This is a genomic window from Paenibacillus sp. UMB4589-SE434 (assembly GCF_030226685.1).
Taxonomy (GTDB): Bacteria; Bacillota; Bacilli; order Paenibacillales; family Paenibacillaceae; genus Paenibacillus_B.
Genome location: NZ_JASOYK010000001.1, coordinates 1,920,460 through 1,934,822, shown reverse-complemented (window position 1 = coordinate 1,934,822; position 14,363 = coordinate 1,920,460). Strand labels below are relative to the sequence as shown.

Annotated in this window: 16 protein-coding genes; 14 read left to right on the top strand and 2 right to left on the bottom strand. The window is 47.7% G+C overall.

Going from position 1 to position 14,363, the window contains the following annotated elements; translation table 11 throughout:
* The first annotated feature begins 175 nt into the window (after window positions 1–175).
* The 3 genes from QP775_RS07980 (at window position 176) to coaD (ending at window position 2,119) form a co-directional block, all read left to right on the top strand.
* Window positions 176–760, top strand: a complete 585-nt coding sequence (locus tag QP775_RS07980; protein ID WP_239328312.1) for an NAD(P)H-dependent oxidoreductase — start codon at window positions 176–178, stop codon at window positions 758–760.
* A 249-nt stretch (window positions 761–1,009) separates the two neighbouring features.
* On the top strand, window positions 1,010–1,591 hold the full coding sequence (gene rsmD, locus QP775_RS07975) for a 16S rRNA (guanine(966)-N(2))-methyltransferase RsmD (protein WP_239328311.1): 582 nt from the start codon (window positions 1,010–1,012) through the stop codon (window positions 1,589–1,591).
* A gap of 15 nt (window positions 1,592–1,606) precedes the next feature.
* Complete coding sequence (gene coaD / locus QP775_RS07970; protein WP_239328310.1) at window positions 1,607–2,119, top strand: pantetheine-phosphate adenylyltransferase; 513 nt, start codon at window positions 1,607–1,609, stop codon at window positions 2,117–2,119.
* A gap of 9 nt (window positions 2,120–2,128) precedes the next feature.
* On the opposite strand, the gene QP775_RS07965 is transcribed toward coaD, so the two are convergent.
* Window positions 2,129–3,472, bottom strand: a complete 1,344-nt coding sequence (locus QP775_RS07965) for a nucleoside recognition domain-containing protein (RefSeq protein WP_285105016.1) — start codon at window positions 3,470–3,472, stop codon at window positions 2,129–2,131.
* Between the two features lie 120 nt (window positions 3,473–3,592).
* Here QP775_RS07965 and QP775_RS07960 point away from each other — a divergent pair, with 120 nt between their 5' ends.
* The gene (locus QP775_RS07960; RefSeq protein ID WP_285105014.1) at window positions 3,593–4,654 is read left to right on the top strand and encodes a YlbL family protein; all 1,062 of its coding nucleotides are present in this window, start codon (window positions 3,593–3,595) and stop codon (window positions 4,652–4,654) included.
* 33 nt (window positions 4,655–4,687) lie between these two features.
* Here the strand turns inward: QP775_RS07960 and QP775_RS07955 are convergent, their stop codons facing one another.
* Window positions 4,688–6,043, bottom strand: coding sequence for a nucleotidyltransferase (locus QP775_RS07955; protein ID WP_285105012.1), 1,356 nt, complete (start codon window positions 6,041–6,043; stop codon window positions 4,688–4,690).
* A 214-nt stretch (window positions 6,044–6,257) separates the two neighbouring features.
* Between QP775_RS07955 and QP775_RS07950 the strand changes: the two genes are divergently transcribed.
* The 10 genes from QP775_RS07950 to rnc all read left to right on the top strand — a co-directional run bounded on the left by QP775_RS07950 (window position 6,258) and on the right by rnc (window position 14,273).
* Window positions 6,258–6,767 (top strand): YceD family protein, encoded by a 510-nt coding sequence (locus QP775_RS07950; protein ID WP_239328306.1) that lies wholly within the window; start codon window positions 6,258–6,260, stop codon window positions 6,765–6,767.
* 46 nt (window positions 6,768–6,813) lie between these two features.
* Window positions 6,814–6,987 (top strand): 50S ribosomal protein L32, encoded by a 174-nt coding sequence (gene rpmF, locus QP775_RS07945; RefSeq protein ID WP_028545111.1) that lies wholly within the window; start codon window positions 6,814–6,816, stop codon window positions 6,985–6,987.
* Window positions 6,988–7,347: 360 nt separating this feature from the next.
* Window positions 7,348–7,968: a transcription factor FapR gene (fapR, locus tag QP775_RS07940; RefSeq protein WP_239328305.1), complete on the top strand. Its 621-nt coding sequence runs from the start codon at window positions 7,348–7,350 to the stop codon at window positions 7,966–7,968.
* On the top strand, window positions 7,952–8,950 hold the full coding sequence (gene plsX / locus QP775_RS07935) for a phosphate acyltransferase PlsX (protein WP_285105009.1): 999 nt from the start codon (window positions 7,952–7,954) through the stop codon (window positions 8,948–8,950). The genes fapR and plsX overlap by 17 nt, the downstream gene beginning before the upstream one ends.
* A 16-nt stretch (window positions 8,951–8,966) precedes the next feature.
* Complete coding sequence (locus QP775_RS07930) at window positions 8,967–9,947, top strand: beta-ketoacyl-ACP synthase III (RefSeq protein WP_285105007.1); 981 nt, start codon at window positions 8,967–8,969, stop codon at window positions 9,945–9,947.
* Between the two features lie 69 nt (window positions 9,948–10,016).
* Window positions 10,017–10,943, top strand: coding sequence for an ACP S-malonyltransferase (gene fabD, locus QP775_RS07925; RefSeq protein WP_285105762.1), 927 nt, complete (start codon window positions 10,017–10,019; stop codon window positions 10,941–10,943).
* Between the two features lie 141 nt (window positions 10,944–11,084).
* Window positions 11,085–11,831 (top strand): 3-oxoacyl-[acyl-carrier-protein] reductase, encoded by a 747-nt coding sequence (gene fabG, locus QP775_RS07920; RefSeq protein ID WP_239328303.1) that lies wholly within the window; start codon window positions 11,085–11,087, stop codon window positions 11,829–11,831.
* A 105-nt stretch (window positions 11,832–11,936) separates the two neighbouring features.
* Window positions 11,937–12,173, top strand: a complete 237-nt coding sequence (acpP, locus tag QP775_RS07915) for an acyl carrier protein (protein ID WP_028545117.1) — start codon at window positions 11,937–11,939, stop codon at window positions 12,171–12,173.
* Between the two features lie 147 nt (window positions 12,174–12,320).
* The gene (gene fabF, locus QP775_RS07910; protein ID WP_285105002.1) at window positions 12,321–13,562 is read left to right on the top strand and encodes a beta-ketoacyl-ACP synthase II; all 1,242 of its coding nucleotides are present in this window, start codon (window positions 12,321–12,323) and stop codon (window positions 13,560–13,562) included.
* Between the two features lie 12 nt (window positions 13,563–13,574).
* Entirely contained in the window at window positions 13,575–14,273 is a 699-nt protein-coding gene (gene rnc / locus QP775_RS07905) for a ribonuclease III (protein ID WP_028545119.1), read from the top strand.
* Window positions 14,274–14,363 lie beyond the last annotated feature (90 nt).

Here is a 14,363-nt window from a genome sequence, read left to right as displayed (position 1 = left end):
CATACGGGTTGAAATATACCTGCTCCTTATAAAAAAATTACACAAGCATGAAATGGAAGGTCATACAAACGAGCAACAGGGTATTGCAGTTCATGTGAAGACGCATGTTATGGAGGATGTCTTTAACTGTGAAGATGCTGGTCGTCATCAACATTTTGGAGGAGGATATTTTGTCATGAAATATGTAGTTATTAACACACATCCGAACACAGAAAGCTTTAACTACGCGATACAAGAGACAGCAGTAGCGGCACTACAGGATGCAGGGCATGAAGTGCAGCTGCGCGACTTGTATACGCTGAACTTTAATCCCGTATTGTCTGTGGAAGACTTTGCGGGATCGAAGTCCGGCCAATTACCTGACGATATCAAGGCGGAGCAGGATTTAATTAGTTGGGCGGATGTTCTAGTTGTCATTTATCCACTATGGTGGGCCTCGCTGCCTGCCCTGCTAAAAGGGTACATTGATCGTGTATTCTCTTATGGATTCGCCTATTCAATGGATGGAAATGGACTTAATAAACTGCTTGTCGGAAAAAAAGCAATTTTGTTCACAACGATGGGAAATACAGAAGCACATTATCAGGAAACCGGTATGTTTGATTCTCTGGCGAACACAGTAGACAAGGGAATTTTTGATTTTGTAGGGATCGAAGTGCTGGAACATCGTTATTTTACTTCCGTAACGACCGTTGATGATGCAGAACGTAAAAAAATGTTAGACGATGTGAAAACAACGCTTGGCAAAGTAGGATCTTAATTCAATTTAGCGGTAGAGCTCCTTTCTATATACTTAGGAAGGGGCTTTATTTTATCGAATTAGCTTCCAAGTTCAAAATGGTTATTGTCATTAAACGTATGCTCATTCATATGAGCATTTTCCCGTTTATGTGGCGGTCTTATGACAGGATTGACTCAACAATCGATATAAAATGTGTTACGATATACGACGAAACAACGAAATTGACGTGTCAATTGAACAACGAAGAATGAAATGTGGTGAGCTATCGTGCGAGTGATATCGGGAACAGCCAAGGGGCGTCAGCTTAAAGCGGTGCCTGGCAAAGGGACACGTCCAACGACAGACAAAGTAAAAGAAGCGATGTTTAGCATGATCGGGCCGTATTTCGACGGCGGGCTAGTGCTGGATTTGTTTGCAGGTACAGGAGGTCTAGGGATTGAGGCGCTGAGTCGAGGTATGGACAAAGCTATTTTCATTGATATGGACCCTAAGGCTATAGAAGTAATCCGTCATAATGTGCAAGCTGCTGGTGTAGGCATCCGCTCTGAAATATATCGCAATGATGCTAGACGTGCGCTTAAAGCATTGGCTAAGCGAGGTACAACATTTGACCTTGTGTTTATGGATCCTCCTTATCGGTTAACGGATGCTGATACGTTGCTAACAGATATGATGGAGAGTGACTTAATTGCGAATCATGCAACCATTGTTATGGAGCATGACACAGGTCATGAGTATCCGGAGCAGATAGGTCTTTTTGTAATATGGAAGAAAGCAAATTATGGCGAAACGACATTAACGATGTACCAGCAGCGTCCACGGACAGAGCATGTTGATTCAGATATGTAAAGGAGTCGAAAAGTAATGACAGTACCATTAACGCACCAACCGCGCATTGCCGTCTATCCAGGCAGCTTTGACCCGGTGACATTAGGACATCTTGATATTATAGAACGTGCGGCCAAGCAATTTGATCGTGTTATTGTAGCCGTATTAAATAATTTGAGCAAAAAGCCTTTATTCACGGTTGAGGAACGTAAGGAATTAATGAAGGAAACAACTGCTCATTTGCCTAACGTAGAGATTGACAGTTTCCGAGACCTGCTCGTGAACTATATGGATCAGAAACAAGCACATGTGATCGTACGTGGTATTCGTACCGTTACAGATTTTGAATACGAACTGCAGATGGCCAGCACGAATCAAAAGCTGAATCCGCGTATTGAGACTATCTTTATGATGACGAATCCGAAGTACTCCTACTTAAGCTCCAGCATGGTTAAAGAAATTGCACGTTTTCGTGGCTCTGTAGTGGACTTAGTTACACCTGAAGTAGAGTCAGCTATGCGTAGCAAGTATTCCGAATTGAAGGAATAGGGACTGCAGTCATCGGGTAAGGCGGGATAATAAATAACAGATGGTACTCACACAGACAAGCAAGCAGATAAAAAGAGTACATGCTGTTAGTAACACGAGTGGCTGCTGCCATCCTTCTATCTGAGCGACAATCTGTATAAAATGCAAAATGTCGAACGAGCCAGCTTCTGTTACCATTTGGCTGCTTCCGTGAATGGTTGGGCTCGTCTCAAACACAGGTGCGGCTTGCTCTGAACCCCGCAGCCAGATTTGCATTGGAGCCCAAATTACATAAGTGAGGCCAAATGCTACAGCCGCATGAAGCAAACGGAACCGAAGAAAGCGTGAATAACGCAAATCGGTTCCTTTTATTAAGCTGTGAACTTGCAAATGGGCGCTGGCACCGCTCCAGGCGATTACGGCACCCATTAATGCAGCTTGAAATACAGGTGAATCGAATGCAGCGGTGCCGATCGCAAACGTACCCAGATTAATTTCAAGCAGCCCGTTTAGCATAAAGCTGCCAAATTGTTGGGGGATTGCGATTCGCAGAACCTGCACAATGACGGAAAAGATCATCATGTAACCGCCGATCATCATCAATGTCTGCACGGCGGTCGTGACGGCATCTCCAAGGAGCTTGCCTAATGGACGACTATCATGACGGTGAGCATTCTCCATAGCCATGATAAGGCTTGTGCTGAATGAAGAAGGGGGCGTCTTCTCTTGGTTATTAGAAGAGGTCCTGTCTGACGCTGATGGCTTAACGGGTTCTTGAAAACTGCTGGAAGAACCAGTGCTGGCTCTATTCGAAATAATGTTATATTTTAGATTATCCAACACCCTGAGTAGCAGCATGGATAAGAGTGCAGCAGCCCAGTGCACAATAGCGATAATTAGCCCTGTGTCTGCATGCTGCATGAATCCGACACCTACAACGGCAATGATAAACACAGGGTTGCTGGCGTGAGACAAACCAAGCAATCTTTCACCTTCTTGCCGGTTAACGAGTTGTTGACGACGCAGCTTGACGACCGCCTCTGCACCAGCAGGATAGCCGGCCGTCCAACCAACTGCCCAAGCCCATCCGCCTACTCCAGGAAGCTGCAGCAGCCAGCGCATAATGGGATTGAGGAGCACGCCTAAGCCATGCACCCACCCATAGGCCACGAGCATTTCCGATAGGACAAGGAATGGTAAGAGAGCAGGGAAAATAATGTTCCACCAGACTTTAAGCCCCTGCAAAGATGCTTTGAAAGCGGCATCTGGGTAAGACACAATGCAGACAACCAGAATAAGTGCGATAGAACCCGCAATAGCTGTATATAAAGGATGCTGCGATCGGTTAGAACGAAGAAAACGGGATAATTGCATCAATGGTCACCTCTTTGTAGAGTGGGGATCTTGTCCGATCAACGGATATGCACATATACCTTATGTTTACGTATCGAAAAAGGTCTTTAGACCTGTGACTGCTAGAGGAGGTACAACTTTATGACGGATGAGAACTTGCCATATAAGAATCCTGTAAAAAATTCTTGGTCTGCTTGGAAATGGTTTGTTGCCGGATTATTACTTATTTATTTTTTGGTGTTTATGCCGACTCCCTATGTAATATATGAGCCAGGCAGTGCAGAAGCAGTTAAACCGATGGTAGAGGTAGCAGCGGGGGACAATGTGGAACGGGGTACCTTTATGTTGACTACTGTTAGGCGTACATATGCCAATATGGCATTGCTGGCTTGGAGTTCACTGGACAAGAACACTCAGATCGCAAAGAAAGAGGATGCGCTTCAGGGACGCTCGGAAGCAGAATATTCAACAGCACTTACCTTTATGATGAGCGGGTCGCAAAGCAATGCAGTACTTGCTGCTTATAACAAAGTAGGAGTTCCTTATCAGATTGTTAAGCATGGAATTTTTGTGATATACAACGATCCGAAGATTGCACACAATGAGTTTGTGACCAACGATCGAATAGATACGATTGAAGGAATAAAGACAAACGGGTATGAGGATATACAGAAGGCGCTTCACAATCGTAAAGCAGGAGAAACCTTAACGGTAAAGGTGGAACGCGAAGGTAAATTGATCGATGTGAAAGCAACGCTTGCCGCGTTTGTATCTTCACAGAGTCCTGATAAGAAGATAATCGGATTTGGTATTCAGTACGGGGAGAAAAAGGAAATTGTACCCGCTGACAGTGGTAAAAAAATAGTATTTAAAGACAGTGATATCGGTGGACCTTCTGCGGGGCTGATGTTTACGTTAGAGCTGATTAACCGTTTGACGCCAGGAGATTTGACACATGGCCATAAAATAGCAGGTACAGGTGAGATCACGCCTGATGGTCAGGTGGGTATTATCGGAGGCATTCAGCATAAAGTGGTTGCTGCGGACCGTGAGGGTGCTGTGATGTTCCTTGCGCCTGAGGGCAACTATGCAGAAGCTAAAGCGAAGGTGGACACGATGGACACCAAGATGAAGCTGGTGTCCGTGCGCACGCTGGATGATGCATTGCGTGCGCTGGACGAGCTTGGCACTGCGGGCAAATAAGCCGATTCACACGGCTTGTCCGCCAGTGTCTTGTTAAGGTGTGCGCCGTGGCGGCTCATAAAAGTCACGCCGCGCCGCGCGCCCATTCCATTGCGGGCTTGCGGCTGCGTATACCGCAGTGGCCTGTGCATCGGCGGCGAGTCCGCAGGGGCCGCCAAGACCGCTGTTCTCTCTAGTCATCTGATGGATGACAGGGAGGGCAGCGGTCTTCTTCATGCGCTTCAAGAGTGCTTGTCCCCGTGCATTGAAGCCGAGCACTCGAATGTATGCAGGCCCTGATGCCAATGCTGGCGGGCCGAATGCTTCCTTCGTATGACCAAGCAGAATGTGCGTCAGCATGCGCTGCAGTTTCGTTCTGGTGTAACGTTTTGTCTTGAGCGCTTGCAGCAGCAATTCGACAGATGGAGCCTCCAGAGTGGACAGTGTTTGCAGTAAACGATATTCGAGTCCCTCCGTTACTTCCAATATGTTCGTCAATTGTTCACGGGAATCGACGGACAGCTTATAGAATAACAAATGTGCGAATTGCTCCCAATTCATGGGCAGTCTTTCGCGTGATCTCTCATCTTGCAGGATACGTACAGTGGAGGTGGGAACGTATCCTGAGATAGGTGTGTTCTGCTTAGTGGCGCTGATCAAAGGAGCGTCTGTACTACCAAATAAGAGACGCCGAATAGCAGTAGCGCTCGCGATGGGGCTGTCATTAACCTCCACATCGTGATACCCCGCTTCTTGTCTTGTAATCGTATATGCCTCGATACTACTGCCTAATCGCTGCAGCGCCATCACATAATGCAAGCCTAACGAATTGTTAGGCTTATTTAGCCAACCTTCAGCGGAAGCAGCCAAGGTGAAATCATCTTTATGAACCGCTTGTAGATGGGATGCAAAATTGGACTTATGTGTCTGTTCCTCAGGAGTTATATGGGCTGCTTGTTGGCTGTCTTGAGCGGCATAAGCATAAGCGGATGGGTAACTGAACCCTTTTTTTAGGGCGGCTTGCAGCCGCTGTGTGAACTGGGTTGTTTCACAAGTCAATTGACGTGCTGCTTCACTTATCGCAGCAATATTTCCGATCTCGCTGCCAAAGCAGAGCGCATCGACGACCCCTGTCGCGTGCAGTGTGGCAACTGCGCCGTGAGCAAACCATTCTGCAGGCTGCACGGCATAAGCAACAGGCAATTCCAACACAAGATCCACGCCTTGCGCAAGCGCCATATCTGCGCGAGCCCACTTATCGAGCAGCGCGGGCTCGCCTCGCTGCAGAAAATGACCGCTCATTACAGCTATTGATGCGTCTGCTCCGGCTACGATCTTGGATTGTTGGAGATGATATACATGTCCGTTGTGCATCGGATTATATTCGACAATGATGCCGACTGTACGCATACTAACACCCCCTTTAGATGAACAGATTCCTTCTTATTCCACATCATTAGACATAAGGAGGCTATTGTTTTTTTGATGAAACTATCATATCATGAAGCAATCGCTTCCGCACAAATAGGCGGCTGCTATGGTCCTTACAAACTGTCAAACGAATTTGGTTGACAAAGCATGAGAATAATCGCTATAATTAATTTTGTTTGTTTGGAGTGATAACATGAACTTTTCTTTTCGGGATACCATTAAAGGTCATAAAGTGCATATCCACGACACATTCCGTGCTGATGAAGTCATCAAGGGACGTAGCGATATTCGCCATATTGAACCGGTTGACGTCGACTTAACAGCTGTATCGGAAAGCGACGACAGAATTGGTGTTAGCGGCCAGTTGAAGGCAAATTTGGGCATTGTATGCTCACGTTGCTTGACACCGCATACCGAGACGGTTGTCATTCCGTTTCACGAGCAATTTAAGCTGACGGACTCTACTGATCTTCCAACAGATGACGAGGATGACGTCATTACATTGACGGATGATCGCGTTGATCTGACACCATATGTGGAGGAAGCGGTGTTCGTTCATTTGCCGTATGCGCCTCTATGCAGAGAGGACTGTCAGGGTTTGTGCCCTACTTGCGGTTCGAACCGCAATGACAATCCTTGCGGTTGCTCGAATGAACGAATTGATCCGAGACTTGCAGGGTTGAAAGATTTCTTTAAGAAATAACAACCAACAAAGTTGTAGTACGTAATTTTGGTAAGGAGGTGGGAACATGGCAGTACCTCAAAGAAGAACGTCCAAAACACGCCGCGACAAGCGTCGTACTCATTTTAAATTAGAGGTTCCAGGTATGGTCAAGTGCGAACAATGTGGTGAGTTGAAGTTGGCGCATCACGTATGTAAAGTTTGCGGAACATACAAAGCAAGAGAGATTATCAAACAATAATCTCATACTTATGGAGCGCGCTGCTGTAAGGCTGCACACACTCCAGTACGGGGAAAGTAGTATCTCATTTTGGATGAGGTACTACTTTTTTTGTTTTTAGGACACGCGTTTATCTATATGGGATACGTGCTGGTTACTAGAAGGAGTAATACTCGATTTTTAGGGGAAATAGCTGATTTTTGGCGCAGAACAAAAACTGGCGCTTTTCATCGGGCTGATTTTTATATATACTGGTTTAGTACCAGGTTCTAAGATGTGCCGTTAACGCTGTGAGAAGTAGCAGCTTTATTGGCTTACGTTACATAGCATACGATTACAAAGTATAACTTAACCAATATAGAGCCTTGGAGCGAGGTAAAGGTGGTGCGGGACATCGAACGGTTACCGAAACGACAACGGCAGCAGCAGCTTGTTCATATAATTGAGGATAATCCATTTATTACGGATCAGGAATTGACCCGCATGCTTCGAGTCAGTATACAGACGATTCGACTTGATCGCATGGAGCTTGGTATCCCTGAATTGAGGGAACGTCTCAAGTTGATGGCAGAACGCACTTACGATCAAGTACGATCCTTGCCTTTACATGAGGTAATTGGAGACATTATTGACTTGCAGCTTGATAAGAGCGGTATTTCCATCTTTGAAATAAGCGAAGAACATGTGTTTTCCCGTACGCAAATTGCAAGGGGACATCATCTGTTTGCACAGGCAAATTCCTTGGCTGTGGCGGTTATTAATGATGAAATTGCTCTGACTGCGTCAGCTGATATACGATTTGTGCGCTCAGTGAAGTTGGGAGAGAAATGTATTGCTAAGGCATATGTACGCTCCATTTCGGGCGAGCGCAGCAAGGCCAAAGTGGAAGTGTTTAGTTATGTGGGGGAAGAGCTTGTTTTCCAGGGGCACTTTATCATTTTTCGCTCGACAACAGAGATAGCCAGCGTCGAAGGAGGATACAGTCATGAAGATCGTCATTGATGCAATGGGTGGAGACAACGCCCCGCAAAGTAATGTGGAGGGCGCGTGTGAAGCTGCGCGCAACTGGAAAGATATTGAGATTGTTCTTGTCGGTGATGAGGCGCAGATTAAGCCGTTTATGAAGCAAGTGCCAGCCAACATAACTGTCGTGCATACAGAAGAACGGATTGAGCCAGATGATGAGCCGGTTAAGGCGGTGCGTCGCAAGAAAGGCGCTTCTATGGTTATGGCAGGTCGAATGGTAAGAGAGGGCGAAGCCGATTGTATGATATCGGCCGGCAATACGGGCGCACTGATGACGACGGGGCTGCTGGTTGTAGGCCGTATGGATGGTGTGGAGCGTCCCGCCTTAGCGCCGATGATTCCAACGATGGATGGTAGAGGAGTGCTGGCGCTTGACCTCGGGGCCAACATGGATGCCAAACCAGAGCATCTGTTGCAATATGCGCTGATGGGCAGTATATACCGTGAGAAGGTGCACGGTATTGAACGACCTCGGATTGGACTGCTTAACGTCGGCACGGAAGCAAGAAAAGGTAATGATTTGACCAAAGAAGTTTATCCGCTGCTGGAAAAGGCACCCGTACACTTTGTTGGAAATGTAGAAGCAAGAGATGTACTGGAAAGCAACTGTGATGTGCTGGTATGTGACGGATTTGTTGGTAATATTATGTTGAAGTCGTTTGAAGGAACGGCTGGCTCCTTGTTTGGCGTATTAAAGCGCGAGTTTACGCGCAATTGGATGACCAAGCTCGCAGCGGCTGTGCTGATGCCTGCCTTGAAACGACTAAAGAAGACGATGGATTACAAAGAACATGGTGGTGCGCCGCTATTAGGATTGAACGGACTTGTGATCAAGGCCCATGGCTCATCAGACAGCAGGGCTATGCTGAATGCAATCCGACAAGCACGTACAGCCTTGCAGCATGATCTGATTCGGACGATCTCTGCTGAGATTAACGGGAATACTAGCGGGAAGTGAGTGATAGACAGTGAACATGCGATCAGTTGGGATCATTGGAACAGGGAAGTATGTGCCTGAGCGTATCTTAACAAATGAAGACCTGGCACAATTAGTAGATACAAACGATGAGTGGATTGTCAGTCGAACAGGAATGAAGGAGAGACGTATTGCTGCAGAGCATGAGGCAACATCGGATTTAGCTTACAAGGCTGCGGTGCGGGCTCTTGAATCATCAGGGATAACGGCTGAACAGTTGGACTTGATTGTTGTATGTACAGTTACGCCTGATATGGCTTTTCCGTCAACGGCGTGTCTTGTCCAAGAGAAGCTAGGTGCTAAGAAAGCTGCTGCATTTGATCTATCGGCTGCTTGCGCAGGATTTATATACGGATTAGCTACTGCCTCTAATTTTGTCAAAACGGGTATCTATAATTATACATTAGTTATTGGTGCAGAATGCTTGTCCCGCATTACAGATTACACGGATCGTAATACATGTGTACTGTTTGGTGACGGTGCAGGTGCAGCGGTACTCGGTCCTGTAGCAGAAGGGCGAGGATTCCAATCCTTTGAGCTTGGCGCAGATGGCACGGGGCAGGAACTATTAAAAATCGAGGGTGGCGGATCACGTCTTCCTGCTTCCGTAGAGTCACTTGAAGACAAGCGTCATTATATTTATATGAATGGACGTGAAGTGTTTAAGTTTGCTGTGCGCATCATGGGCAGTGCTGCTGAGGAAGCACTGGCTAAGGCCGGTAAAACCAAAGAGGATATCGACTTGTTCATTCCACATCAAGCCAATATGCGTATCATTCAATCGGCTATCGAACGACTGAATGTGCCAGTGGAAAAGTGTGTGATTAATTTGCCTCGCTATGCTAACACTTCGGCGGCTTCGATCCCGATCGCTTTGGCAGAGGCTGCTGAGGAAGGGCGCTTATCAGAAGGTGATACCGTTGTGTTGGTCGGCTTTGGTGGCGGACTGACGTGGGGCTCTTCTGTTATTACATGGTAGCTGGAATCAACGGAGTCAGGATGTTAAGCGCATCATCGAGATATCGTCAAGTTAGAAGGAGTGGACATGTTGGGTAAAGTAGCATTTGTGTTTCCCGGTCAAGGCGCACAAGCTGTGGGCATGGGACATGACGTTTATGAGAACGTTGCTGCGTCGCGGCAAGTATTTGACATTGCTAACCGGGTTCTTGAATACTCGCTATCCGATCTGATCTTTAATGGTCCGGAAGATCTGCTTAAGCAAACGGCTCATACGCAGCCTGCACTGCTTACGACAAGTTATGCGTTGTATAAAGCATTCGAAGAAAAGGGCGTTCGACCGGATTTCGTTGCAGGTCATAGCCTGGGCGAATACAGCGCGCTTGTTGCCGCAGGTGTCATGAAATTCGAGGAAGCAGTAGCGGTTGTTCGCAAGCGTGGACAGTTCATGGAAGAGGCGGTTCCAAATGGGGAAGGCGCGATGGCAGCTGTGCTTGGCGCAGATCGTGTGAATCTGGGTGCGTTGTGCGATGACATTACCGCTTATACAGGTCCTGTTGAGATGGCAAATGTCAATTGCCCGGGGCAGATTGTGGTCTCTGGTTCTACTGCGGGTGTACAAGCCATCGTGGAACGCGGCAAGGAAATCGGTGCAAAGCGTGTTATTCCGCTTGAAGTTAGCGGCCCGTTTCATTCAACTTTGATGAAGCCCGCAGCTGAGCGTTTGGAAGCGGCCCTGAGTGAACTTGACCTTCGCGACACGGACATACAGGTAGTCGCCAACGTATCCGCACGCCCTGAGCAATCAGCTGAACGTATCCGCGAATTGCTTGTAGAGCAGGTATGTTCCCCAGTGCTTTGGGAGGATAGCGTGCAGTATATGATTGAGCAAGGTGTAGACACTTTTATCGAGATTGGATCAGGTACGGTGTTGGCAGGGCTGATCAAGAAAATCAATCGTTCTGTTAAAGTCGTGTCGATTAATAGCTTGGAAGCTATTCAAGCTTATGAAGGGTAGATGAAATAACCTACGAGGACTCTGTTTGAGCTTCTGGTTATGAAGCTTTTGCGACGTTATTTAATAGCTGCATTATAACTAAAACATGCGGGCATACCCCGCTGCGGCGTATGCCCGTAAATGGGTCAAGGAGGGTAAAGGATGTCCAATGTGGAAGGTAAAGTGGCACTTGTCACCGGCGCATCCCGTGGAATCGGACGCGCAATCGCCATATCGCTGGCGGCTGCTGGAGCCGATGTTGTGGTGAACTATGCTGGCAGCACTGCCGCTGCATCCGAAACTGTCGCGTCGATTGAAGCGATGGGACGCCGCGCCATTGCGGTGCAAGCGAATGTTGGGAAGGCTGAAGAGGCAGAGCAACTGGTGAAGACGACGTTGGAGCAATTTGGACGTGTTGACATTCTTGTGAATAATGCCGGCATTACAAGAGATAATTTAATTATGCGGATGAAAGAGGAAGAATTTGATCAAGTCATTGAAACAAATCTAAAAGGCGTATTTAATTGCCTAAAGGCTGTTACAAGACCAATGATGAAGCAGCGCTCGGGCCGCATTATTAACATCTCTTCCGTAGTCGGAGTGCTCGGAAATGCAGGACAAGCCAACTACGTAGCAGCCAAAGCAGGAGTCATCGGCCTAACGAAGGCTTCGGCACGTGAACTGGCTTCGCGCGGTATTACCGTGAATTGTGTAGCCCCTGGCTTCATTGAAACGGAAATGACCGATGTGCTGTCAGAAGACATGAAGGCACAACTGTTGGCGGGTATTCCACTTGCTCGACTCGGACAACCTGAGGACATCGCCAAAGCCGTGTTGTTCCTTGCATCCGAAGATGCACAGTACATGACTGGCCAGACACTTCATGTTGATGGCGGTATGTATATGTAAGGCTTACCAGTCTATGTTTCATAGACTTTGAGCATTTTTTGTTAGTTGTGCTGTATGGCAATTTAAAAGGTTTTCTCGTATAATACCAAAGAGGAGGTGAACCGGATGTCTGCTGAAGTATTTGAGCGTGTTAAGCGTATCGTCATTGAGCGTCTTGGCGTTGACGAGGCTGAAGTTACTCTCGAAGCATCTTTTAAGGATGATCTTGGCGCTGATTCCCTCGATGTGGTGGAATTGGTAATGGAATTAGAAGATGAGTTTGATATGGAAATCTCTGATGAAGATGCAGAGAAGATTACATCAGTTGGTGAAGTAGTCAACTACATACAATCTCATACGTAAGATTGTTGAAAATGAGTCCCGTTCGTACGTAACGTAACGGGACTTCTCCTCATTAATGGAATGGAATAAGTAGTCATGGTAAGAGGTGCGAATGATACCATGCGTTGAAATATATTCGGGAACTGAAATAGGCTGAGGTGATTTCGATTGAAGCAAAACAGGGTTGTAGTGACCGGTATGGGTGTTGTAACTGCCCTCGGTTCGGACCTTGCCACGTTTTGGAGTAATCTGGTAGAAGGCAAGTCGGGAATATCCTTAATTGAGGCATTTGACGTGTCGGATTATCCGACCAAGATTGCAGCGTCCGTCAAGGACTTTAATCCGGAAGCATACATGGATAAGAAGGAAGCGCGTCGTATGGACCGCTTCGTTCAGTTCGCTGTTGCAGCCAGTGTTATGGCGCTGGAAGACGCAAAGCTGAACGTAAGAGAGCAGACAGACCCAGAACGCGTCGGCGTAATCGTCGGTTCGGGCATCGGTGGTTTAGGGACATGGGAAGATCAGCATACGGCCTTGATGGAGAAAGGCCCTAAGCGTGTGAGTCCGTTCTTTATTCCAATGATGATTGCCAACATGGCTTCGGGACAAGTGTCCATGACAGTTGGAGCTAAAGGGCCTAACACGGCGGCAGTATCCGCTTGTGCGACAGGCACGCATTCCATTGGCGATGCCTTTAAGATCATTCAACGCGGCGATGCTGACGTTATGGTATGCGGTGGTGCCGAAGCAACGATTCGCCCGCTTGGTATGGCAGGCTTCTGCTCAATGCGTGCGATGTCGACGCGCAACGAGGAGCCAGAACGTGCCAGCCGCCCGTTCGACACAGAACGAGACGGCTTTATCATGGGCGAAGGTTCCGGCGTACTTGTCATTGAGTCGCTCGAACATGCGGTAGCACGCGGGGCCCATATTTATGCTGAGATCATTGGCTACGGTATGAGCGCCGATGCGCATCACATGACAGAACCAGATCCGACAGGACCAGCACATTGCATGAGACGCGCGCTCAAGGACGCAGGCTTAAATCCGGAGGACATTGACTATATCAATGCTCACGGTACATCGACTCCGGTTGGTGATAAGTCGGAGACGACTGCAATTAAGAACACGTTTGGCGATTATGCTTACAACGTTGCGATCAGTTCCACGAAGTCTATGACAGGACATCTGCTCGGCGCAGCCGGCGGCGTGGAGGCGGTAATATGTGGTCTTGTTTTGGAGAAGGGCTGTATACCTCCTACGATTAACCTTGAGAATCCGGACCCATTGTGTGATCTGGATTATGTACCAAATGTTGCGCGTCAAGCTGATGTCAACGTAGCGATGTCAAACTCGTTCGGCTTTGGCGGGCACAATGCAACGCTAGTATTAAAGAAATACGAAGCATAAGGGGTCAGGCAGTTGAGTGCAGATATGAAGCAATTACAACAGAAACTGAACATTTCATTTCGGAATCGGCAGCTGTTGAAAATGGCATTCACTCATGCATCCTACGTGAACGAACACCGCTTCGGACACCACCAAGATAATGAGCGTTTGGAATTCCTTGGTGATGCCGTGTTGGAGTTAACGGTCTCCGAGTTCTTGTTTGACCAATGCCCAACACGGCCTGAAGGTGAGCTAACGAAGATGCGTGCATCTATCGTATGCGAACCTTCACTCGTCAAATTTGCGAACCATCTCGAATTTGGACAGTACGTTTTGCTAGGCAAAGGCGAAGAGCTGACAGGGGGCCGGACACGGCCAGCTCTGTTGGCTGATGTGTTTGAGTCGTTTATTGGCGCGCTGTATTTGGATCAAGGACTTGATCCTGTCCGTGATTTCTTGCGGCGCTTCGTCTTTCCACACATTTCGCTCGATGGTAAGCTGCAGACGAATGATTATAAGACGCAGCTCCAGGAGCTAACGCAGCATCACAATTTAGGCGTGCTGGAATATCGCATTGTCGAGGAGCGTGGACCGGCGCATGAGCGCGAGTTCGTATCCGAGGTGTATATGGGAGAACAATGTTTGGGTCGCGGAGCAGGCCGCTCCAAGAAGGAAGCGGAGCAGCAAGCAGCAGCACAAGCTCTTGAACATGTAGTCATACCGAAATCATAACGTACTGAGGGCCGGCGCGATTGCCGCCGGCTCGTTTCGCAGAAAGAGCAAAGAACAGCGTGCGAGACGGGGCAGAAGCCATACCGTTAG